Origin of the sequence: Calothrix rhizosoleniae SC01, from assembly GCF_900185595.1 — a bacterium.
Taxonomy (GTDB): Bacteria; Cyanobacteriota; Cyanobacteriia; order Cyanobacteriales; family Nostocaceae; genus Calothrix_A; species Calothrix_A rhizosoleniae.
The window spans coordinates 1-22,987 of record NZ_FYBH01000200.1 but is presented as its reverse complement, the minus strand read 5'-3'; the positions used below and the strand labels follow the sequence as shown (position 1 = coordinate 22,987).

The following is a 22,987-nucleotide window of genomic DNA, read 5'->3' as shown; positions in this document are numbered from 1 at the left end:
GGCAATTATGGCGCGGACATTGTTGAAGGCTGAAACTTATCAACAGATAAAAATCCATGACTTTTACAGCATATTTAATTTTAATAAGGTACATTGAGGCAGTCAGGGATGCCCATCCCACAAGAGCTTTTGTATGTAGCCTTGTACTTTATTTACCTGCAAAGTGCTGTAAATTATGGATTTCCAAATTGTGCGGCTCAGTAGAATCAGTGTAATCCGTATAATCAGTGATCTTGGTTGGGGTTATTAGTGTTTTTGTCGCCGCCATTTACCGCGTACTAGACGAATATCATCAAAGCTATAACTGTCGCCTAAATATTCTTTAATTGGTGTGAGAGAAATATCTCCCAAACTTTCTAACACCTGTAAGATTTTTTGCTGTTTTTCTTTCGACACCAACTGATTAATATCTACCGACTGGTTTTTCTCAATCAAATCGCACAGATGGCGGACAATTGTGGTGGGACGGAGGTTACGCTGGGTAGCAATTTCTCTAATGCTCAAGCCTTGTTGATATAGTTGTAAAGTTTGCAATTCTGTACTGGAGGGAGAATTATTTCCAGGTGTAAATTTACCCTGGGATATAGATAAACCTTGCTCCTGACGGTAGAGGCGAATTTCTGCCAAAAAGCGATCGCCATATTGGGAGAGTTTGTGACTACCAACCCCGGAAAGTTTACCAAAATCATCTCTGGTTTGGGGTTGTACCTGAGCCATTAACCTTAAAGTAGAGTCAGGAAAAATTACATATGGGGGTACAGATTGTGCATCTGCTAATTCCTTACGGAGCGATCGCAATTTGTACATTAGCATATCTGCGGCGGCGGCTTTGGCATTTTGCTTGAGTTCGGGAACTTTTGGTTTGACGGGAATAGCGACGGAAACCGTACGCTGTCGTCGCATCACTTCCCAACTCAAAGCATTCAATTTCAGCACAGAATAGCCATCATTAGTTTGTTCTAGTAAACCTTGATGGAGTAGCGATCGCCCCAACATCCGCCATTCATCAACCGTTCTATCTTTACCAATACCATAGGTAGAGAGTTCATTGTGTTTATATTGGGTGACTTTTTTGTTTTTGGAACCCCGCAATATATCTATAGTATGACTCATGCCAAACCTTTCCTTGCAACGAGCCACACAGGATAGAAACTTCATGGCTTCTATGCTCCAATCCTCCACTGGTTGGGGATAGCAACAGTTATCGCAATTATTACAATTACCGGGGAAATACTCTCCAAAATAACCCAATTGAATGGTGCGACGACAAACCGTACCTTCAGCGTAATCAATCATTTGTCGTAGTTGTTGCTTGGCAATTAACTGTTCTTGCTCTTCAGTTTTTTGATTGATACTCCATTCAATGGTTTTGACATCACCATAATTAAAAAATAACGTACACCGGGATGGCTCCCCATCTCTGCCTGCTCTCCCCGATTCCTGATAATAACTTTCCAAATTCCGGGGTAAACTGTAGTGGATAACAAACCGCACATCTGGCTTATTAATTCCCATGCCAAAGGCGATGGTAGCTACCATTATCCGCACATCATCCCGGATAAACCGCGTTTGGTTCTGGCTGCGTTCTTCATCACTTAACCCCGCATGGTAGGGTAGGGCGGAAATTTTGTCATGCTGGAGTTTAAAAGCAATTTCCTCTACCTGTTTGCGAGTTAAACAATAGATAATCCCCGAACCTTCATTTTCCCGAATTAAACTGACAATTTCCCCGTAAGTACTCTTCCCTTTCTGCCGTACCTCATAGTAAAGATTTTGCCGATTAAAACTAGCAATATGAATACAGGGTTGCTTGAGTTGTAATTGGCTGATAATATCATCACGCACTCGATTTGTAGCTGTTGCCGTGAAAGCAAAAACAGGCACATTGGGAAATCTACTTCTCAGTAATTTCAACTGGCGATATTCAGGGCGAAAATCGTGTCCCCATTCTGATACGCAATGGGCTTCATCAATGGCAAATGCGGAAATACTTACTTGATGGTGTAATAAATCGAGGAACGGTAGGAACCTTTCACTGAGAAGACGTTCTGGAGCTAAATAGAGTAACTTTACCTTACCACCGAGGAGAGCTTGTTCCCGCGATCGCGTTTTGTACTGATTCAGGCTACTATTAAGAAATGTGGCTGCAACCCCATTTTTTCGCAGTGATTCTACTTGATCCTGCATTAAAGCGATTAAGGGTGATACTACCACCATTACCCCTGGTTTCATCAATGCTGGCAATTGAAAACACAGAGACTTTCCCCCACCAGTAGGCATGACAACCATCAAATCCCGATTTTGCATGGCACCTTCTATAATTTGCCGTTGTCCGGGGCGAAAATTATCGTAACCAAAGTAGTATTTTAGTGCTTGCTCTAAATTGGGATACGCAGTCATGGGTGAGTAGATGAATATTGCAGTCTATCTGTAGTTTATCTGTGTTTTGTTTTTATTTCACAATATTCATACTGGTGTTGGGGTGAGCCTGGATTTAAGCTCTCTGCTTGAGTTAAGTAATTTATCGTACTAGCATTAGTTAAAAGTTGGGGAATGAAGGTATCACGACATTTTGCAACAATTCAAAATAGACGAAAAGTTAATATTAGACCTCTCCGAAAATGAGATATTAACCCTGACTGCACAAGGCTTTTATATTCTTTTTCGGAGATGTCTATTCATCACGCGGAAAGTAACGATGGATTTTTTCTGGCAGTAATCCCACGCCATACTCCTCTGGTAGTTCGCGGTGTACATCCCAGTCTGGGTACATATCATGCCAATAATCTGGTTCCACTTTTCGATATTTCCCTAATTTTGCCTTAACTAAAAGTCTTTTTGAGTCTTTTAAATAAGCTATTTTGTATCCTATTTCTTCAAACCACACAGCCAACTCAGCTTCGTAGCAATATCCTACGCATGTTGTAAGCCGTTGTTTATAACCATAAACAGACTTCCATTCTCTGGAGGTTGTAAAGTTGGCTGAAATGTAATCTTTGACCCTTTCCTCAATGGTTGAAGTGCGTACCGTCATAATTCACCTCCCAGTGAATAACACCGTGCATTATCTATTTGGCTTGGTTATCGGCTTTGGTGTTGGGTTGCACGACCTTTAACCCAACCTGCTATTTTATATTATTCATGCCCAACATTATCATCAAACATTAACCTTTTTTCTGCTCCCCACAAGACATCATAAACTCCTGCTTCCACATAACGATGGAAACTCGAATATTGCCAATCTTTCGGTGCATTAACGAATCCATGATGAACGGGATTATAATAATATTCACAAATCAGTTTTGTAGATATGCAGATTGAAAAATTTGTTCGGCGGTTAAATCCAATTCTGGAAATGTAGGGGAGATAATGCGATTTTCACCTCGAAACTGGCTAACTTGATACTCCCCTTCGGCTAACAAGTAAATTGAGATTATTGGCTGTTTGGGATTACCAATAAATTTTCTGCCACCTAATGCTGCATAATCTACAATCCAGTATTCTGGAATGCCAACAGCTTCATATTGTCCCACCTTGGTAAAATAATCATCCCGCCAGTTTGTACTAACAACCTCTATGACTAATGGAATTGATGAGCCAAGGCTTACTGTTGATTGGTTTCTCCATAATGGCTCGTTGATAAGGTTAGGACGATTCAACAACAGTACGTCAGGCAAAAAAGCAGATTCACCTTCGGTTGATTGCACAAATCCCATTTTAGGAATGTCATAGGGTTTTGAAATTCGGACACACTCCAGCAAAATTTGCTTGACTAAAAATGCAATGACTAATTCATGCTCTCCTGTTGGGAGTGGTATTTATTTGATAAATCCACTATGAAGTTCGTAACGGACTGAATCTGCAGGATACCAATCTAAAAACTGGTTAACAGTCATGGGAATCGGTAGTGACTGAATCATGTTTTTTTGATGAAAATGGGTTGTTTGTACATATAGGTTATTTGTCTAAACAACACATAAGCCTTATCCTATCACCATATCCAAATATGGAGGAGTGTCAATTTTTATTCGTAAAACTTAATCAGTAAATCTAAAATGGAAAATCAATTAACTCAATCATCTGTGAAAAAATTCTTTGATGATGCTCGAAAAAGCTCTGACTGTGAGCAAAGGTTTGTTGCAGATTTAGAAATAGCAACTCGGGTTGATTTCAATGAACTCCCTGATAATGTCAGACAAGCTTATAACTTCTACAAAAAAAATGTAGAATATGCAGATTTTGGCAATGTTAGTGTTTATTCTATTCCTATAGAAAATATTCCAGTATATGTAGTTACTGCGGTTACAGATGGGGACGATGGCTATTTAGAAATATACAGTCAAGCAGATGAAGAAATAGCTTGTGGTAAAAATGATTGTACAGTAATTTACTGGAGCGATAGAGCTACAACTCGTGCTGATTTAGGTTAGTTATGACTCTAAAATTTCCCCATTTTCTCCAGAGCGACTGCTGGCTCTAACATACTTATTTTCCCTTGATTAGCATCAATCTCAACATTCACACCAATAGGCATGGTAAATTTATCCCGAATATGACCAATCATTGCTGCATACCAAGCAGGAATCCCTAAAGGTTTAATATGGTCATTCAATACTTCCATCAATGTCAAAGAAGGATCGTCCCCCATACTGCACCTGGTACATTGTCCAAAAATAAACCCTGACAATTGGGACAAAATACCAGCATTTTTTAATTGGGTAAGCATCCTATCTACACGGTAAATATCCTCACCAATGTCTTCCACAAACAAAATACGACGATTCCAAGATGGTAGATAAGGTGAGCCTACCATTGCACACACAACTGATAAATTACCACCCACTAACTTACCTGTTGCTATACCTGGGTTAATTATTCGCCGACGAAGTTCTGTGGTGAGGGGATTCGTCATGGAAACCATTTTTCCTTGAAACAGGATTGGTTGGAGATAGTCTAAAGTAAATTTATTCCAACTAGAAATAGCCACGGGACCATGAAAAGTTACAATGCGGCTACGGGCGTTAATTGCCAATAATAGGGAAGTAATATCGCTATATCCGATAATAATTTTGGCATGGGAACGAATCAAAGGATACTTGAGTAAAGGTAAAATCCGATTGCAACCCCAACCACCACGCATAGCAATTATGGCTCTAACAGATTTATCTGCAAACATATTATTCACGTCTGCTGCTCGGTCAATATCTTTACCTGCTAAATAGCCATAACGGTCTAAAATATGTTTGCCTAGCTTAACTTTTAAGCCTAAATTAGCTAATGTTTGTTTGGCTTTTTGAATATCTTCGGTATCAACCATACCAGCAGGACTAATTAATCCTACTGTATCGCCGATGCGTAAAGGTGGTGGCTTGATAACAATATTTGGTGATGTTCCGTAGGAGGCGTTATGGGAAAAAAATGATATTAGGGGCGTAGATACAGCAGATATACCAAATATTTTCAGTAATTCTCGACGCTTGATACTCATGGGAAATTTATGGTAATAATTCTAAATTCTAAATTCTAAATTCTAAATTCCTATTCCCATTAACTCAATGGTAAAACTATCCCGTAAGTGAAAATCTGCCTCTTCTCCACTATGTTTTAATGCCCAATAAGTAGTAACACCATTTATATCTTGAACTACGGTAGTAATACCAACATCTAAATTCAGTTCGGGAGCGATGAATTTATCCAAATCCAATTCTAAAGTTAGCTCCAAAGAATCAGAGTGATGGCGAAGAATGAAGGGAAGGGAAGTAATAGCTGTTTCCTCCTGCATACCTCGACGATAATCATCAAAGCGATACACATTCCAATCTCCTGTGGGGGAAAGGTTAAATTCCCAATAGGAAGGTTTATCCTTAATTCCTAGAAAAAATTCCCAACAAGTTATTTTCCACAATTCATGTTTGCGAGTTGGTATATCTGCTGGGGTGGGAATATCTATTTTTTCTAAATCCCCTTGAAATAGATAATTAATAGTTAGATGATTATGCTCACGGTCAATATTGCCATGAATCTGTAAATCGAAGCTAGAAATAGGGGTAAATGGTTGCAAACAGAAATTTTGTTGATTCATCGCATTTTTTCGATGGTGTTACGAATGCTATCTTCCTGAGATTCAATACTTTCAGTTAGCTTAAACTGCACTAATGCCCTAGCCAGGTTATGTTCTGGATATTTAACTTTAAAATAGACATTACCCGCTAAATAATCGCTAAAAAATCTTAATCCCAATTCAAAAGCAATCAGACGGATCCCATCGTACATATATTCATAGTCACTTTCTGTGAGAAAATCCCTCGCAACTGAAAGATATCCCCCTAATACAGACCGACAAATATCAGTATCAAATCTAACTTCTTCCCATTTCTGTGTTTCTTCTCCCAAAGGATTGCAGCTAGAACGCAAACAGTCACCAATATCATAATGAACTAGTCCTGGCTTGACGGTATCTAAGTCAATAATACTGATGCCATGCCCAGTAGTAGTGTCTATCATCACATTATTTATTTTCGGGTCGCCGTGGATGGGACGCAAATGCAGATATCCTTGTTTGACAGCATTTTCCAGAACATGTGCCCAAGTTTGGCGATCGCTGACAAATTTTAAGCAATAATCTAATTCTGGGGATTTTGTCGGTAGAGTGTATTTTGCTTTGACCTCGGCATACTGCTGGAGGTAACTTGGTGTAATGTGGAAACCAGGTAGGGTATCAGCTAGTTGCTCGATAGGTAAATCGCTAATTAGGTTATGAAACATACCCAAGGCATAGCCAACTTCCCAACCGTGGTGGTGATCTTGAATTGTATCAAAGGTTTGTGCCCCGGCAATAAATGCGATCACTCGCCAAAATGAGCCTTCAGTATCAATAAAGTGGTTTTGGGAATTTTGGGTTAGTAATACTTGTGGAACTTCCCATCGTTTCCCATTGGGTAGAGGAGAATTATGTAAGCGTTGGGAAACATGGTTAGTAAAAATACTCATGTTTTGCATCACCAGTGCTGGTTGACGAAAGACTTGGGTGTTGATGCGTTGGAGGATAAAATGCTTGACATTGGAGTCATGCAGACGAACTAGGAAGGTGTGATTAATATTACCATTTCCGAATTCCTGAATCTTAGCGATTGCACCATCTGGCTTAAATTGGTTAGCGATGTCAATTAAATTATTCAAGGCTATGAAATCTGAGGTTTCCTTAGGGGTAGTGCTTTTAAATATATAGCACTACCCATATACGTTAAGACATTGTTGAAGACTGAAACCCATAAACCTATAAACAGTAAACTTATTATTTATTACTTGCGTGCGCGTAGCGCTATATATGTCTGTGCCAACTAAGGACAATATCTGTGAACCAAGTTGAATATCTTCAATAACAAATTATGTTATATATTCCTTCTGCATTTACCTTTTGCGTTACTTATTTCCAGAGAATTATCTGGAAAGGAGGCTGGTACACTATTGCTACCGCAACGGAAAATACTCATGCAAACAATATTGTAAATTTCAATCATTTTGCTGAAGGTATCTTACTGCAAACTGCATTTTTACTTAAAATAGGCATTGAATCTATTGCTCTGTTAATTCTTGCCTTAGCAATTTTAAAAAGTACCCAGAAGTTACCTTCAGTCCTGAAACAAAAAAATCGTCAAGCAGCTTTATTATCACTTCGTCTTAATTTAGGAATGGCTTTAGCACTATCTTTAGAATTTCTGCTAGCCGCAGATATTGCAGCAACTGCTGTATCGCCAAACTGGGATGCATTGGGTAAACTTGCAACAATATCAGGAATACGGACTTTCCTCAACTTTTTCTTACAAAAAGAAGTTGAAGAATTGGAAGCAGAAAAATCACACAATTCAACTTAAAATTTCAAATATAGCAATGGATATATTGGTTAGGGCAGTATTGTTCGACTAAAGTACTATCAACTATCAACTATCAACTGAAAAACGTCCTAACTTATCTGACTATAGCTATAATTTAAAACCAATCTAAAGAGAAGAATCCAAACCCATACTATTTTTAGCCTTCATCTCAATATTACACAATGCTGGACTATTGACAAAATTACAAGTATAGGTAGCCAGACGTTCTTGTTGATAATTAAAAACTCGGACATTATAGCCATAGCTGCGTGCTAGGTTACCCATTTGATTCACAAAATTGTAACGCTCAAAATAATCTAACAAACCCCAAATTTGCTGATTGACTAATAAATCTACTCTTGCTGGCTCGGTTGTTGAAGATGGATATGCAATCCAATTATCTAGGAGTTTATTTTCAGAGTTTTCCTTTGCCCACCAAAAACTAGGAACAGTCATTTTATCTTGGTAAACTGTATTGGCTGTAATCACACTATCTGGAGCTTGGCTCAACAATTCTAATTGCAAAGGAGCTTCTGAAGCAATAGGCCCTGATTTATTTTCTGCTAATGAAGTTTTAGCTGCTAAACAAATAAAAGTAGTAATGCTGATACCTAAAAACAGAGAAAGTGAACGCATGGCTAAATAAATTTAAACTCGATTGTGAAACCAAAGTCATCAAGGAATGGGATTTCAATCAGGTTGAATAAAAACCCATATTTTTCCTCATTTTCATAATTTAGTTTATTTATCCGGAAAAATTGTGTTATTACTAATCACAATTTATTAGTCATTCATTATCTGTTAATAGTTCCCAAGCTAGATCATAATTTTATTTTTGAAAATTATTTAATCTGAGTTCAGGATCAGGAAAGGGGTAAGTAGTAATACCAGTTCTCCAAAATAAAACTACACATGGACAGCAGGGGCAGGGAGCAGGTAAGCTACTGCGTTGCGCGGTAAGCCATTGCGGTGGACGGGTTTCCCGGCATAAAGGAGGCAGTGCGGTGGACGGGTTCCCCGGCATAAAGCAACTGCCGTCAAGTGGCGCAACCCAAAGGGGAGCAGAGGGAGAATTAAATTATCTGTAGTCAGGATTTAGAGAAATGGTATAAAAGGACTTTGCTGCTAGGAGTAAGACTTCTGTGGATTGTTTTTTCGGTTTTAAACTCCATATCGCAGTTAATGAGCGCGGTGAAATCTTAAATGTGATTGCCACCCCTGGTAATATTGACGACTGAAAACCAATTAACGACCAACTCAAGAAAATTTCTCAGAGTGAGCATTTTAGACATCGAAGTCCTGTTAATTTTTGCGTTAATGTTCTATGTGAATTAATCGATCACGCATTCTAGCCAGAGCACGCAATTCATATTAAGTTTTATTCATGCGATCGCCTTTGGTGCATTTCTCCTTGAGAGCATGGCTTTCGTATCACTATATGAGAATAGCGATCGCAGTACAATAATTGGGAAAGTATTTGATTTATATGGTCATTTATCCATACAATTGCTGAAATAATTTGAGTAAAGCATGTCACTCATGGCTAAAATAATCAGAAATTTTTTTCAAATCAATCAACATCACCAAGTTTTTATCAGTAAAATTATCAGATATTTACATTACTATCCCAAAGATTTGTGGCTGCTATTGCAATTTTTTATTCAGCATACTTTATCCAGTATTTTGAGAAAAGAAAATAGCCATCAAAATTATGTTGAGCATATCTACCAATATTTTCTCAAAACAACATATTGTGAGGCAGATATTGATTTTTATGAGAAGAAATTAAAAAACGGTGAAATTACACGTATTACCCTTTTATGTTCTTTTTTCATGATGCCTGCTAGCTTAGAACAGAAACTTTTCCACACCCAGGGCATTCTATCTCATCACGAAGCAAGACTACAATTAGTATCAAAAGAATTGCCACCTGCCAAATTGATTCTAGATCTAGGAGGTGCTTCAGGCAGTAATCCATCAGGTAGTTTACTAATTATGGGATATCCCTACCAACCAGAAAGAATTGATATTGTAGACTTGCCAAGCAATGAACGTTTTTTTAAGTCTTCATCTGTAAATGATATTAATTGTCACAGAACTCCTCAAGGAACACAGGTATACTATCACTACATCTCAATGACAAATCTTGGTACTTTTACAGATGGAAGTTTTGATTTAGTTTGGTCAGGACAGAGTATTGAACATATTACACAAACAGAGGCAAATGTAGTAATTCAAGAAGTATATCGGATTCTTAAGCCTGGTGGATACTTTTGTTTAGATACTCCAAATCGCCAAATGACTTTATTGCAGGTAAGGCAGGGTTTCGTTCATCCAGAACATAAAGTGGAATATGTTCCAAAGGAGTTGATGGATCAATTAATTGAGATGGGGTTTGTCATTGTTGAGCAGAAAGCAGTTTCTCCTATGCCTATCAGCTATAGAGTACAGCGTTTTAACCGTTTGGAACTTATTCACTCAGATTTACTAGGAGATAATCCGAATGTGGGATACTCATTTTATCTACAATGTCAAAAACCCTTAAACTGAACTCACTTAAGACAAGGAAGATTGTTCAATGAAAAAAAAATAGGGTTTTGAACCAGTTTGTATTATTAGTAACCGTACTTTTTTGGTTCGGTTTTCCTCTCTTGTCTACTTTCTCACCTTGTCCTAATAGTCTGACCAACACCCAATTAAATATTGCAGTTGATCGCACGCAATTCATATTAAGTTTTATTCATGCGATCGCCTTTGGTGCGTCTCTCCTTGAGAGAATAGCGAGCGCAGTATAATAATTGGGAAAGTGCTTGATTTACATGATCATTTTTCCAAACCAACAGAACTTGTCATAATGTAGTTAGTTTCAATAGCGAAACGGAAAGTATTTTGGTTTTAGCACAGTGAGTATAATACTACATTTGCTTGAGAGAGGTTATGTTTTACTACTGCTTGCTCTGCGAACAGAACAATAATGCCATTCATCCCTAGCAAGTAAGATAAAACAATTTCAGGTTGAACTAAAATTCACATTACAAATGAAAACTAATCCATCAAGTTTGATTAAAGAAGAACAGCAAATACTTCAAGCTATTTTCCAGGTTTTGCAAAATATTTGGCATCAGAAAAGTTCCTCATTTTCAGGCTTAGGTATTATTTTGTATAAAAGCCTTGATGGAATACCTGTTTTTCCCTTAAGAGATTCATATAATCAACTTATGTTACCAGCCTACGGATGGTCTAATATTGAAAGGAAAATTTTGGACTAGTTCAAAAACTGCTGGTATTATGAGTCTCAAGTCTATATCTTCTGAAACTATTGACTCTTTTAATCAAGCAATAGAAAAATGGTTAGAAGATGAAAAGTGGGAGAAACTCCCGAATCCTGACTTTTCAAACATCCTCTAACACCTTGTTGCAACTGATTGAATATAGATTTTAGTAAAATTACAAATGCAAAAGTTTCTGACAGCAATTAAACAGGAATTAACCTATAAATACTTGTATTCACACCCTCACTTCCCCACACACAAATCCCGATCGCTCGCTATTACTTTAGAATTATTCCCTAAATAATCTTGTAACCAATTACAGCCCATATCAAGTAACTTATTTAACTGCAAATCTGACAAGTCCTGTAAAATTACTGTCCCTGCACTACTGCTAATTCCTAGGGTTTTACCATCGGGACTGAAACTAACACTACTAAAATGATTATCTTTTACTTTCAATGTCAGCAATAAATTACCATCACTATTCCACAACCGTACCCCATCATCGCTAGTAGCTGCTAAGGTTTCACTATCGGGACTAATACTAATACTGGTAAAGCGATCGCCATCTTTAGTAAAGTTACTCACCACTTTACCATCCAATGTCCACAGTTTTACCATGCTATCAATGCTGGCTGAGGCGATGGTTTTGCCATCTGCTGACCAAGCTAAACTATATACTGGCCGTTGATGTTGTTTGAAGGTGTAGACTAATTCTCCATTCCTCTGCCAGATTTTCACCGTATTATCATCGCTAGCGGAAGCAATTAACTTACCATCGGGACTAAAGCTCACCCAGTTGACGGCATCCCCATGGGCAAATATGGTATCCAACAGTTTACCGTTGACATTCCATAACTTCAGGGTGCCATCACTGCTGGCTGAAGCAATGGTTTTTCCATCTTTTGACCAAGCAACCCCTAAAACTTCTTTGACATGACCAGATAGGGTTCTCACTAGTTTACCATCTCGCTGCCATAGTTTAACTGTTGTATCTCCACTGGCGGAAGCGATCATTTTCTCATCGGGACTAAAAGCCACATCCCACACTGCTTTTTTATGACCGGATAAGGTTTGCAGTAGTTTACCATCCCGTTGCCATAACTTTACTGTTGTATCTCCACTGGCGGAAGCCAGAAGTTTGCCTGTATGGGAAAAACTAACTTGATTTACCCCTTGTTTATGGCTTTTGAGCTTTTGTAGTCGCACATCTTGCCAATGCCACAGTTTAATAGTTGTATCTCGGCTGGCGGAAGCTAAGGTAGTACTGTCGGGGCTAAAGGTAATATTAGTAATCCAATCCCCATGTCCTTTGAGGATATCTACTAGTTTCCCTTCTAATGTCCAAATTTTGATGGTTTTATCTGTACTAGCGGAAGCAATATGTTTCCCATCAGGACTAAAGTTGACGGTTGTTAGCCCATGATGATGTCCCGCAAAGCTGCGTATTAATTTACCTGAGCGACTCCACAGTTTGATGAAACCATCTAAGCTGACAGAAGCCAAGGTTTTACCATCAGGAGACCAGTTTACCTGTAATACTGTATCTTGATGAGCGGATAGGGTATGAAGTAATTTACCATTAGCATCCCACAGTTTAATGGTTTTATCTGTACTAGCAGAAGCAAGAATTTTACCATCCCTAGACCACGCCAAGTTTCTCACCGGCTCTTGATGTGCAGAGATGGTTCTGAGTAAATTTCCCTTCCGGTTCCAGATTTTGATGGTTTTATCCGTACTTGCCGAGGCAATTATTTGACCATCAGGGCTAAAAATAACACTATTGACTATATCCGTATGTCCCCAGAGGGTGTTGAGTAACTTACCATCTAGATTCCACAGTCTCACGGAGTTATCCGCGCTCCCGGAAACGATGTTTTTGCCGTTGGGGCTGAAATTAACGCTGTTTACCTTTTTACTATGTCCGGTGAAAGTATGCAGTAATTTACCATCAGATTGCCATAAGTTAATTGTATTATCTGCACTACCGGAGACAATCAAATTCCCATCAGGACTAAAACTCACGTCGTTAACTTCAGAGCTATGCCCTTGTAAACGATTGCGTTCTTTCATGCCATATACTACTTGGTATAAGGCAGTCATGACTTGTTCTTGGGTATCTGCGTCTGGTAAAACTGCTCCTTGGAGTTTCTTCCCGGCTTTTAAACCAGATTTCAAAGCATCAATATCCTTATCCAAGGCAAATAATGCTGCACTGGATGCACTGGCGGCTTGACTTGCACCAATTAGCGCCTGTCGCCATTGATAAATTGCCATAGTGATGGAGGCAGTTAAGGCGATGATGGCGATCGCAGAAACTGTTAAGATAATTTTGAGAAATTTGTTGATTCTCGCTTCATTAATCCGTTGTTTTTCTTTATGAGCTAATTCTGCTTCTAATTTTTGTTGTTGCAGTTCGGCAACTAAGCGTTGGATTTCTACTTGGCTAAGTTCTTCTCGTTTGCGCAGTTCTTTTAATTCTGCCAATAAGTTTAAACCTTTTTGGGGGGAAGTATCTAAACTATCTAATAGTTTGAATTGCTGTTTTCTTTGGCGCAATTCACTATTGATTTGTGCAATTTCTGCTTCCCGAGATTTCACCGTTTCTCGCAGTTGATTGAGTTGAATTTGCAGACTAGATTCCCCTTGTTGCAGGTAGCGAATCAAATCTACCAAATAATCGTGAATTAATTGATAGCGTTCTGGGACATCAGGGAACAAAACTACTAATCCAGAATGCACTAGTATGCCTAAGACTAAGTCTAATTGTTCAGTATTTTCAAAATCTGCCAATTCTGTAGCGATTTCTGCTTTAGTTTTAAATGGTCGTTTGCGATTTTCATCGGTTAATAAATATAAAACTAATAAGGCAGCCCGTTCATTTTTAGGTCCACAATCAGCAATGAGTCCCTTAATATATTGCTCTATGAGTTTATTGGGTCGATATAATTCGTATTGTGATAGCTTGGTGATGCGATTATCTTGCAGTTGATTGCCTACCACCTGTAATTCAATGGGGCGGACTTCTCCTAATTCCGCAGATAAATCTGCTACCACAGTATCAATTAATTCTGGTTCTAAATGAACTTGGGAACGCTCTGTTAAACATTGAATTACGTTCTTGGCATCCCGGACAGAAAAGTTATTTAATTGATAGCGGATATTTTTATCCAGAATATTCTGATTAATTGGCTCTAATTCTATTAAATGATTAAATTCCAGTAACCTATATAAATAATCTTCGCGTAAGGAGAAAAGAACCTTAACAAAAGGAATTTGCAGACAATCACACAAAAATAAATCCATTTGTTCTATTTCTTTTCTATCTGTATGACCAAAGAAAAATTCTTCCAACTGATCGAAAATTAATACAGTAATCAGTTGATTCTTAGCATTTTCCCGCAGTCTTTCTAGTATATCTGCTGTGGTTAAAGGGATGGCAGGATAAGTGGCAATCTCAGTTTCTGTATCTCCTTTACTATCAGCCATAGCTGTTGATAAAGCATTACCTAATAATCGCACCCAGTCAGTGTAAACTTGTAAAACAACGGGTATGGCAATTTGATCCCCTAAAGCCCGATTTTGCAACGCTGGTACTAAACCCGCCGTCACCGTAGAACTTTTACCCACCCCTGAAGGGCCATGAATAATTGTTAACTTTTGGGCTGGACGGCTAATTTTACCAATTAACTGCTTGACATCCCTTTCCCTACCAGAAGCACAAATTTCTAAGGCAACACTACCCACCCCCAAAGGTGAATTTAACACGGGGTTGGTTGCCTGTTGTTGGGGTTGTAATCTCCCGGCACCAATGAAGGCACGAAAACCATATTGCTGTTCCACAGAGCGCCGTTTCTGGCGGATGGTAAATGCCTCTAAATAAGAACCTGCTTGGAAATATAAGAAGCGCAATTTACGTAACAGCCGAATATAACGATGGGCATCATATCTATAATCGCTGTCTATTAATGCAGTAGTTAGGGTTTGCCGAGCTTCTGCTAAATTGAGGCTGGCAAGTTTTTCCTCTCCTAAATGTTGTTGCGCCCATGCCAGCATTAAACGATACATTTGTGCTAGCAGGAGGGGGAATAAACTGTGCTCTGCATCTTGATTTTCTGGGGATTCAGATAATCTCCACAGGGCAATGCGAGCAAATTGACTTGCCTGTTTCCAATTAGATTCGCTGATAGCTACTTCTGTCAAGAATCCATAGTCGCAAGCTAGTTGGATATGACTGCCATAAATCTGATGCAAATCTAAGGCTTGCTGAGCTAATTGGTGCAAATCTTGCCAATCTGCCAATTGTTGCAAAACTTCCCCTAGATGATCAATAAATTGAGCGACAATGTCTTTTCGTTGGGCATTACTAAATACTTGCAGGCATTGTTGGAAATAATACTTTGCCTCTTGCCAATGGTGACGATTATCCGACTCATGTCTTTCTGCTAGACGAAAATAACATAAGCCAATGTAGAAAAGTAATACCCCCTGGCGTAACAGATGGGGAGATGAAGGTAGGGGGGATGGGGAGGAAAGGAAAAATTATAATTTTTGCCACTATCCCATTTAGCTACTATGTCCCCATCTATCTCTTGCTGCCAAAATTGTAAACTAGCTTGAAAATGTGTCGTTGCTTGGGTAATGCGATCGCTAATATAATCATCTAAGCCAAAAACAAATTCTAAATCCGCATTTAAATGGGGCTCTAGGGTAATACCGCGACTATTTAAATCCCGAATCGCACAAGAAAACTCATCACTATCACGAAACCAGAATTGTTTTCCCTGATGCATTTTGGGAGAAACAAAGGGGGTTTTGGCTTCCCTGGTATGGGCTGTACTAAATTTGAGAATATTGCTAAATAGAGCATTGGTTTCTTCTTGCAGAAATTGCAGCAAATCCCCAGTTGTCATTTCAAACCGGATGGGAGTCGCTCCCCAACTAGCAAAATCGGGAGCTAAACGCCGTAATTGAGCCAATACCCGGTCATTCACCCACAAAACCATAGGGAATGGGTGATGCTTACGAAACTCATCCCGTACCTGGTTAATAGTACTCAGTAAATCATCCAGAGCATCTACCGACTCTAAACCCAATACCATCAGCGCCGAGGGTTGCTGAGAGTTGAGCCGGATATGGATGGTATTGTAAAGACTCCTCACATGGGGGGGGACAGTCACCTGTTGGATTCGCTGGCTATGTAAATATTCTGACTGTAATTGTTGCAAAATTTGCCTTCGCAAGCAATGGTAATTACAGCGCACCAACACCAAGGAAAATTGACCATCAGAAAAAGCGATCGCTCGCCCTAAACTTTTTAAGGAGCGTTCGTTATGCTCTACAATACTTTCTGGTGAGCTTTGTCTAGCCATGATTTAAATTTCTCTGTTTCTGCCAGAAATGGATTAACGGAAAACCAAGTTCCCTGATGATCCCAGTATTCAAACACAAACAAACTACGTAAGAGAGTCTGGTATTCTATATCACCCCTAACTTTTTGTTGCTGAACGACTTGAAAAATTAATTCCCATTCATCATCAGTAATTGCTTTGACTCGATAATCCCGGTGTTCCCGAATTACCCGTTCTAAAAACAGACGTTCAAATGGTGGATCTTTCTCCCGCAAGCAGTCAAATAGCAAACCTAAAAAGCTGCGTACATGACCCCCGCTAATCAGGCATAGCCGATCTAAAGTTTCCACACTATCAAACACTTCTGCAATTAAATCTAACCTGTTTTCGGGTTTAATGTCAGGGAAAGCCCTCGCTAATAGCATTTGCCGCATTAAGTCTAATCCCTGGGGATACACCGCTCCAGAGCGCAACCGCACGGGGATCATCGGCAATACCTTGGGAGCTACCCCACCCCCCAAACGATGCTGTAATTCCGCACTATCGTTGGAAAAAGTTAAAGATAGGGGAATGGTGTAAACAACATGACAATTGAGTTTGCGTAATTGCTCTCCTCGATCTATAAATAGATAATCTGGTAGCGATCGCCCGGAGGGTAGGGTTCTAATTCCCACCCGATCTAAATTATCTACAATTACCACCAACCCTTTCTTACCTTGGGCTTGGAGTTCAGTTTTCGCCCGAGCCAGCAATTCCTGATTAATTGATTTTAACAGGTTCTCTGTCCTTGGTTCTAAATAATCCCGGAACCGCCGCCGTAATTGCACGCTTTCTTTTGTCTTCGCCGTAATTTTGGCAATTCCCACGGATAATTCGGCTCCCACATCCAAATCTAGAGGTGTTTTCAAGAAATCTTTGATTTCTGTAAACAAATTGCGAAAATAGCCAGGGTGTAAGCGAATTTGCATCGCCTCCAAACTTTCACTTACCTGTCCCGCAATTGCCAAGAAAATATCCGTCACGTCTACATCCACCATTTCTAAGACATGGGTGGATTCAAAGTAAACCACATGGAATTGCTTTTGCTCTAACTCAGCCTTTAACCGTAACAATTCCGTAGACTTGCCACAACCTATGTGTCCGGTAAATAATTGACAAGTAGGGGTTTCTGGGGAAATTCGCGTAATAGTACGTTGCAGAGCCTCAATCATTTTACCACCCCGCACCGAAGCAAAATCAATATAATATCGGCGATCGGTAGCATTTCCCATTATTAAAGGTCTGCTCGGATTACACGCTTGATAAAATCTTTCTAAATTTAAGAGCATAGCTAATCCAATTCGTGCAGAGGAAATTTGCAGACTAACAATAAATTAATAACTATATTGTTATCAATGTAGTTTAGTAATAATTAAAAATTTGTGTACTTCACTTCAAATACAAAATAACCTAGTATATTTCCGGACACTTTTCCACTATTTTTGTATGATAAGGGTTGATATATCAGTTATGTATTGTCAATGAGAATTTAGTTATTTAATGTAATAATTTATGGGCCATGCAGAGTATTTTGGCGTGAGGTGTATGCCAGTATGGAATGTCAGGAAGAGGCAGGGGAGCAGGGAGCAGGGAGCAGGGGGAGGTAAGAAGAGAGAGGGGAACAGGGGAGTTTCCACAAATAAATTTGGGGGTTTGTATCCAGTTTTTTTTTCGGTCAAATAGAGAGATAATCTCCCATTTATAAGGCTTTTCTAGGAATTACCTGAAAAATAAGTGAGTTGCCGATATTGATGGTTGCAAATTTTTCATCCAGATAAAAATAAAATTTGCCCTAAATATTTATTTAAATAAAGAAATAAGTATATAGTAATTTATACAAAATAAAAATCTAGCAAATGGGATTAATTTGTACACCTACCAGAGCGCAAACATTGCCATCTGTCTTCGTTTCGTGAAGCTATAAGTTCATTTTTCCAGGGTTTTGGCTGTTTGATTATAGAATTCAATCTATGGTTATTTATGAATTTAGTATAGAAAAAAAAACTGTTGCCCATACTCAATACCAACATGAGTAAAGCTACCCATCCTAAATAAATTTTCCCGTTCATATCTCATGACTCCTAGAATTTACTCATCAATAGTTTGTAAATGTAATCAGAAATAATTAATTACAAGTGGCATAACATAGTAGCCAAAGGCAAAGAGCAGAAAAATTATGATTGAGATATCATCATTTTAGTGCTTTAATTTTCGTCATGCTTCCCATGTGAGATGCGCAACTGTGGGTTCCCTGTATGATGTGGATTTAGTTAACTCAACGGAAAATGATATTAAATGATCCAAATTTGTTAATCCCATCTTGATGAAAGATGGGTTTGCTTAACATAGAAATTTCTGCTCTACTAACTTATGCAGATAAAATCCTGTTCTAACCGGACAAAAATTATGAACTTAATCAAAAAAGTCCCTGACCGTTGCTGATACAGATAAAATATTATAAGAAGTAATGCCTACTAGCTGACCCATGCCACCTTCACAAGATATAGATACAGTAATCGATCTGGAAGAAGACAACTATTCAGACAATGATCCCCTGGATAAATTACCAGATGAAGTGGAAATGTCCATGTTTGAGCATCTAGAAGAACTGCGGATGCGGATTTTCTATGCTCTAATTGCTGTGGTTGTGGCAATGATTGGCTGCTTCATTGCTGTCAAACCCATTGTCCGGTTATTGGAAATACCAGCCCAAGGAGTTAAATTTTTGCAACTAGCACCAGGGGAATATTTCTTTGTTTCCTTGAAGGTAGCAGGATATAGTGGTTTATTGCTTGCTAGTCCCTTTATCCTTTACCAAATTATCCAATTTGTCATTCCTGGACTAACTCTCCGGGAACGTCGCTTATTAGCACCAATTGTGTTGGGTTCTAGTGTACTATTCTTTGTTGGGCTTGTATTTGCCTATTTGTTACTTATTCCTGCTGCCTTAAAGTTCTTCATTAACTATGGTGCGGGGGTAGTAGAGCAATCATGGTCAATTGATAAATACTTTGAATTTGTGCTGTTGCTGCTTTTCAGTACTGGTTTAGCCTTTCAAATCCCGATTATTCAACTTTTATTAGGCTCCTTGGGTATAGTTTCTTCTCAAACCATGATTTCTGGTTGGCGCTACGTTATTGTGGGAGCAGTGGTTCTGGGAGCAGTAATTACCCCTTCTACCGATCCCCTCACCCAAAGTTTGTTAGCTGGAGCAGTATTAGGACTGTATTTTGGTGGGATTGGCTTGGTGAAAGTAATAGGTAAGTAGGGGAGTTGATAGTTGATGGTTGATGGTTGATAGTTGATGGTTGATAGTTGATGGCTAGACTTGGGAGATTAGAAGACAGGTAGACAAGGAAGATTGTTCAATGGTCAAATAGGCTTTTTAACCAGTTTGTATTGTTGGTAACCGTACTTTTTGGTTCTGTTTTCCTGCCTTGTCTACTTTCCCACCTTGTCATCCAAGTCTTACCAACACCCAATTTTAAAAAGCCTACACCTGTGAGGGTGGGGTTCCTCCGCCCGGAGTGAAAGAGATTCAATCCAAAATTCAAAATCCAAAATCCAAAATTCAGTCGCCCTGTGGCGGTAAAATAATCCTAATTTACGTAGCTTCAAAATCAAAACTATGACCATGCATCCCACCCTCATAAATGCATTTAACAACCGCCAAGTCCTGAAAGTAATTAGCGGCTTGAATAACTTCGACCCTCAAAGTGTCGCCGCCACTATCACCGCCGCACATCACGGTGGCGCTACCTTTGTAGATATCGCCGCAGAACCAAGCTTAGTAAAATTAGTTAAAGGATTGACAGATATACCTGTTTGTGTATCAGCAGTAGAGCCAGAGAAATTTTTGTCTGTGGTGGCAGCTGGTGCTGATTTAATTGAAATCGGTAACTTTGATAGTTTTTATGCTCAAGGACGGAAGTTTGAGGCACCTGAAGTTTTAGCCTTGACAGAGCAAACCAGGGCTTTACTACCTGATATTTGCCTTTCAGTTACCGTTCCTCATATTCTCAGCTTAGACAAGCAAGTGCAGTTAGCAGAAGAATTGGTGCAAGCTGGTGCTGATATTATCCAAACAGAAGGTGGTACTAGTAGCCAACCATCCCATTCTGGCACCTTGGGATTAATTGAAAAAGCATCTCCCACCCTAGCCGCAGCTTACGAGATTAGTCGTGCAGTGTCAATCCCAGTATTGTGTGCTTCTGGTATTTCTAGCGTCACAGCACCTCTAGCGATCGCATGTGGTGCAGCTGGTGTCGGTGTGGGTTCTGCTATTAATCAACTCAACAGCGAAGTGGCAATGATTGCAGCAGTACGTAGTTTAGTAGAAGCACTGGAAACTGCTAATAGTTCCAATCTTATCGCCTAGAACACCGATTCAGTAATGCCAAAGTCCCCGGTTAGGTGAGAGAGGAAGAGGGGAAGAGAGAAGGAGGGGAAGAGAGAAGGAGGGAAAGAGGGAAGGAGGGAAAGAGGGAAGGAGGGAAAGATAAAAAATCTTAACTCCCAACCATCACTCCATCACTCCCCACACTCCCCACACTCCCCACACTCCCCACACTCCCCGCACTCCCCACAGAATTGATGCTCTAGTAAATTAGGGTAAAGGGGCGTGAGGTGTCATTATTACCTTACGCCAACCATTTTTTCATGAAGAGAACAAGAGAGAACAGTTGGTATTGAATACAAAAATTGGATCATTTATTTTTTAGAGTTCCCTTAAAATAAAGAGACCGTAAAGTATAGATGTTAAAAAATGTTTTGGGCTGACAAAATCGCTGCTGATGCAAAAGGTCACGAAATAGAGATAGTTAATGATTCAAAAACCCCCTCAGGAAGAGTACATGTAGGATCATTAAGGGGTGTGGTGATACATGACGTGATTTACCGTGCTTTAAAACATGCAGGCAAGCCCGTAAAATTTTTGTATGGTGTTGATGATTACGATGCACTTGATACTGTTCCTAAGTACCTAGATCAAGAAAAATTTTCTCCCTATCTTGGTTATCCCTTGTGTAATGTACCTTCTCCAGGGGATACAGCTAGTGATTATGCTAAATACTTCATGGGAGAATTTCTGCAAGTTTTTGAGTACTTGGGAGTCAAACCAGAGGTTTACTACTTGCGGGATTTATACCGTTCTGGAAAGCTGAACAGCTACATTGATACTTTCCTCAATAATGCTCACTTAGTCAGGGAGGCTTACAAAGAGGTAAGTAAGGCTGAACGTCCTGATAATTGGTATCCCTTCCAAGTTGTTTGTGAAAAGTGCGGCAAAATAGCCACCACTGTGGTGACAGACTATAACGGCTCAGAAGTATTTTATACTTGTAAACCAGATGCTACTAACTGGGTAGAAGGTTGTGGTCATTCCGGTTGGGTTTCTCCCTTTGATGGCAATGGAAAGTTACCTTGGAAAGTAGAATGGGTAGCTAAGTGGGATGTGCTGGGTGTAACCATTGAAATGGCTGGAAAAGACCACTCTCAGAAAGGTGGTTCCAGGGATGTGGCAAATGCTATCTGTCGTAAAGTATTAAAAAAACAACCACCATTCCACTCTCGTTATGAATTTATTTTGGTGAATGGGACTAAAATGAGTTCTTCTAAAGGTGTTGGTTCCAGCGCCAAGGAAATTGCATCACTCCTTCCCTCGGAATTATTGCGCTTTTTAATGTTGCGTACTCAACCACGAACGGTGATTAACTTTGCTCCCAATTATGAAACCATTACCCGTTTGTTACGGGACTACGATACATTAATTGACAAATATACTGACGAGAATGGGGAATTGACTAAGGATTTGATGTCTTTGTTTTATGCCCAGATTGGTGATGAAATTAAACCTTACAATTCCTTTGATTTCAGTACTTTAATTTCGTTATTACAAATTCCCCATCTTGATATTAAGGAAGAAGTAGCTAAACGTAGTCCACAAGCTTTGAGTGAGTTTGATTGGCAAATAATCAATCAACGGATTGCTGCGGCTCAAAAGTGGTTACAAGATTATGCAGATGAAGAAGAAAAGCTGGTGATTTATTTGGAGGAAGTTCCAGATAAAGCTCAGGATTTATCCCCAGAGCAGGTTTCTTACCTAGATAAATTAGCAGAAAATCTGGAAAAAGTGGAAAATTGGGACGGTGAAGAGTTACAAACTGCTCTATTTTCTACATCAAAAGAGTTAAAAATTAAACCTGCTGGTGCTTTTCAAGCTATATATTTGTCCTTTGTCGGCAAAGAACGGGGCCCAAAAGCAGGTGCTTTATTATCTTATTTGGATAAGCCTTTTGTTCTTACTCGCTTGCGTAATGTAATTGAATTGAACGCATCTAAAATTTGATTTGGCTTTTACAAATATGCTAGTTTAAAGCAATAAGGGATTTTTGCCAGAAAAATCCCTGAAACTACAGTTAATTCCAGTCGTAACTCTTTATTTACTGCAACT

16 protein-coding genes and 2 pseudogenes are annotated in these 22,987 nt (G+C 39.2%); 8 read left to right on the top strand and 10 right to left on the bottom strand.

Features of this window, described 5'->3' with window-relative positions:
- Positions 1-246 precede the first annotated feature (246 nt).
- The 3 genes and pseudogenes from recQ to CALSC_RS12415 all read right to left on the bottom strand — a co-directional run bounded on the left by recQ (position 247) and on the right by CALSC_RS12415 (position 3,920).
- Positions 247-2,400, bottom strand: coding sequence for a DNA helicase RecQ (recQ, locus tag CALSC_RS12425; RefSeq protein WP_088241658.1), 2,154 nt, complete (start codon positions 2,398-2,400; stop codon positions 247-249).
- Positions 2,401-2,674: 274 nt separating this feature from the next.
- The gene (locus CALSC_RS12420; protein WP_088241657.1) at positions 2,675-3,034 is read right to left on the bottom strand and encodes a hypothetical protein; all 360 of its coding nucleotides are present in this window, start codon (positions 3,032-3,034) and stop codon (positions 2,675-2,677) included.
- 262 nt (positions 3,035-3,296) lie between these two features.
- Positions 3,297-3,920 (bottom strand): annotated as a pseudogene (locus tag CALSC_RS12415) (Uma2 family endonuclease).
- Between the two features lie 135 nt (positions 3,921-4,055).
- Between CALSC_RS12415 and CALSC_RS12410 the strand changes: the two are divergent.
- Positions 4,056-4,430, top strand: a complete 375-nt coding sequence (locus CALSC_RS12410) for a hypothetical protein (protein WP_088241656.1) — start codon at positions 4,056-4,058, stop codon at positions 4,428-4,430.
- Between the two features lie 8 nt (positions 4,431-4,438).
- Here the strand turns inward: CALSC_RS12410 and CALSC_RS12405 are convergent, their stop codons facing one another.
- The 3 genes from CALSC_RS12405 to CALSC_RS12395 are packed head-to-tail and all read right to left on the bottom strand — an operon-like array spanning position 4,439 to position 7,179.
- Complete coding sequence (locus CALSC_RS12405) at positions 4,439-5,488, bottom strand: S66 peptidase family protein (RefSeq protein ID WP_088241655.1); 1,050 nt, start codon at positions 5,486-5,488, stop codon at positions 4,439-4,441.
- A gap of 42 nt (positions 5,489-5,530) precedes the next feature.
- On the bottom strand, positions 5,531-6,082 hold the full coding sequence (locus tag CALSC_RS12400; RefSeq protein WP_088241654.1) for a DOMON-like domain-containing protein: 552 nt from the start codon (positions 6,080-6,082) through the stop codon (positions 5,531-5,533).
- Positions 6,079-7,179, bottom strand: coding sequence for a phosphotransferase enzyme family protein (locus CALSC_RS12395; protein ID WP_088241653.1), 1,101 nt, complete (start codon positions 7,177-7,179; stop codon positions 6,079-6,081). The genes CALSC_RS12400 and CALSC_RS12395 overlap by 4 nt, the downstream gene beginning before the upstream one ends.
- Positions 7,180-7,388: 209 nt before the next feature.
- Between CALSC_RS12395 and CALSC_RS12390 the strand changes: the two genes are divergently transcribed.
- Positions 7,389-7,874 (top strand): DUF1622 domain-containing protein, encoded by a 486-nt coding sequence (locus CALSC_RS12390; RefSeq protein WP_088241652.1) that lies wholly within the window; start codon positions 7,389-7,391, stop codon positions 7,872-7,874.
- A gap of 126 nt (positions 7,875-8,000) precedes the next feature.
- Here the strand turns inward: CALSC_RS12390 and CALSC_RS12385 are convergent, their stop codons facing one another.
- A complete protein-coding gene (locus CALSC_RS12385) occupies positions 8,001-8,510 on the bottom strand; it encodes a hypothetical protein (RefSeq protein ID WP_088241651.1) in 510 nt (169 codons plus the stop codon).
- Positions 8,511-8,986: 476 nt separating this feature from the next.
- On the opposite strand from CALSC_RS12385, the pseudogene CALSC_RS28290 reads away from it, so the two are divergent.
- The 3 genes and pseudogenes from CALSC_RS28290 to CALSC_RS12370 all read left to right on the top strand — a co-directional run.
- Positions 8,987-9,211: pseudogene (locus CALSC_RS28290) on the top strand (transposase); the annotation flags it as partial.
- Between the two features lie 202 nt (positions 9,212-9,413).
- Entirely contained in the window at positions 9,414-10,424 is a 1,011-nt protein-coding gene (locus CALSC_RS12375) for a class I SAM-dependent methyltransferase (RefSeq protein WP_159460608.1), read from the top strand.
- Between the two features lie 488 nt (positions 10,425-10,912).
- Complete coding sequence (locus CALSC_RS12370) at positions 10,913-11,143, top strand: hypothetical protein (protein WP_088241649.1); 231 nt, start codon at positions 10,913-10,915, stop codon at positions 11,141-11,143.
- A 246-nt stretch (positions 11,144-11,389) separates the two neighbouring features.
- Here the strand turns inward: CALSC_RS12370 and CALSC_RS12365 are convergent, their stop codons facing one another.
- The 3 genes from CALSC_RS12365 to CALSC_RS12360 form a co-directional block, all read right to left on the bottom strand.
- Positions 11,390-15,457 carry a WD40 repeat domain-containing protein gene (locus CALSC_RS12365; protein ID WP_235006770.1) on the bottom strand — a complete coding sequence of 1,356 codons (4,068 nt, stop codon included), beginning with the start codon at positions 15,455-15,457 and terminating at the stop codon, positions 11,390-11,392.
- Positions 15,458-15,591: 134 nt separating this feature from the next.
- Positions 15,592-16,518 carry a hypothetical protein gene (locus CALSC_RS27435; protein WP_235006769.1) on the bottom strand — a complete coding sequence of 309 codons (927 nt, stop codon included), beginning with the start codon at positions 16,516-16,518 and terminating at the stop codon, positions 15,592-15,594.
- Positions 16,485-17,825 (bottom strand): P-loop NTPase fold protein, encoded by a 1,341-nt coding sequence (locus CALSC_RS12360; RefSeq protein WP_088241659.1) that lies wholly within the window; start codon positions 17,823-17,825, stop codon positions 16,485-16,487. Before CALSC_RS12360 ends, CALSC_RS27435 begins: the two co-directional genes overlap by 34 nt.
- Before the next feature lie 1,196 nt (positions 17,826-19,021).
- Here CALSC_RS12360 and tatC point away from each other — a divergent pair.
- The 3 genes from tatC to lysS all read left to right on the top strand — a co-directional run bounded on the left by tatC (position 19,022) and on the right by lysS (position 22,882).
- Positions 19,022-19,804: a twin-arginine translocase subunit TatC gene (tatC, locus tag CALSC_RS12355; RefSeq protein WP_088241648.1), complete on the top strand. Its 783-nt coding sequence runs from the start codon at positions 19,022-19,024 to the stop codon at positions 19,802-19,804.
- Positions 19,805-20,164: 360 nt separating this feature from the next.
- Positions 20,165-20,914, top strand: coding sequence for a DUF561 domain-containing protein (locus CALSC_RS12350; protein WP_088241647.1), 750 nt, complete (start codon positions 20,165-20,167; stop codon positions 20,912-20,914).
- Between the two features lie 387 nt (positions 20,915-21,301).
- Positions 21,302-22,882, top strand: a complete 1,581-nt coding sequence (lysS, locus tag CALSC_RS12345) for a lysine--tRNA ligase (RefSeq protein ID WP_088241646.1) — start codon at positions 21,302-21,304, stop codon at positions 22,880-22,882.
- The last annotated feature ends 105 nt before the right edge of the window (positions 22,883-22,987 follow it).

Bases quoted from the DNA above. Each gene is read 5' to 3' on its own strand.
- recQ (WP_088241658.1), bottom strand. From the start codon at position 2,400: ATGACTGCGTATCCCAATTTAGAGCAAGCACTAAAATACTACTTTGGT.
- CALSC_RS12420 (WP_088241657.1), bottom strand. From the start codon at position 3,034: ATGACGGTACGCACTTCAACCATTGAGGAAAGGGTCAAAGATTACATT.
- CALSC_RS12410 (WP_088241656.1), top strand. From the start codon at position 4,056: ATGGAAAATCAATTAACTCAATCATCTGTGAAAAAATTCTTTGATGAT.
- CALSC_RS12405 (WP_088241655.1), bottom strand. From the start codon at position 5,488: ATGAGTATCAAGCGTCGAGAATTACTGAAAATATTTGGTATATCTGCT.
- CALSC_RS12400 (WP_088241654.1), bottom strand. From the start codon at position 6,082: ATGAATCAACAAAATTTCTGTTTGCAACCATTTACCCCTATTTCTAGC.
- CALSC_RS12390 (WP_088241652.1), top strand. From the start codon at position 7,389: ATGTTATATATTCCTTCTGCATTTACCTTTTGCGTTACTTATTTCCAG.
- CALSC_RS12385 (WP_088241651.1), bottom strand. From the start codon at position 8,510: ATGCGTTCACTTTCTCTGTTTTTAGGTATCAGCATTACTACTTTTATT.
- CALSC_RS12375 (WP_159460608.1), top strand. From the start codon at position 9,414: ATGGCTAAAATAATCAGAAATTTTTTTCAAATCAATCAACATCACCAA.
- CALSC_RS12370 (WP_088241649.1), top strand. From the start codon at position 10,913: ATGAAAACTAATCCATCAAGTTTGATTAAAGAAGAACAGCAAATACTT.
- CALSC_RS27435 (WP_235006769.1), bottom strand. From the start codon at position 16,518: ATGGCTAGACAAAGCTCACCAGAAAGTATTGTAGAGCATAACGAACGC.
- CALSC_RS12360 (WP_088241659.1), bottom strand. From the start codon at position 17,825: ATGCTCTTAAATTTAGAAAGATTTTATCAAGCGTGTAATCCGAGCAGA.
- tatC (WP_088241648.1), top strand. From the start codon at position 19,022: ATGCCACCTTCACAAGATATAGATACAGTAATCGATCTGGAAGAAGAC.
- CALSC_RS12350 (WP_088241647.1), top strand. From the start codon at position 20,165: ATGACCATGCATCCCACCCTCATAAATGCATTTAACAACCGCCAAGTC.
- lysS (WP_088241646.1), top strand. From the start codon at position 21,302: ATGTTTTGGGCTGACAAAATCGCTGCTGATGCAAAAGGTCACGAAATA.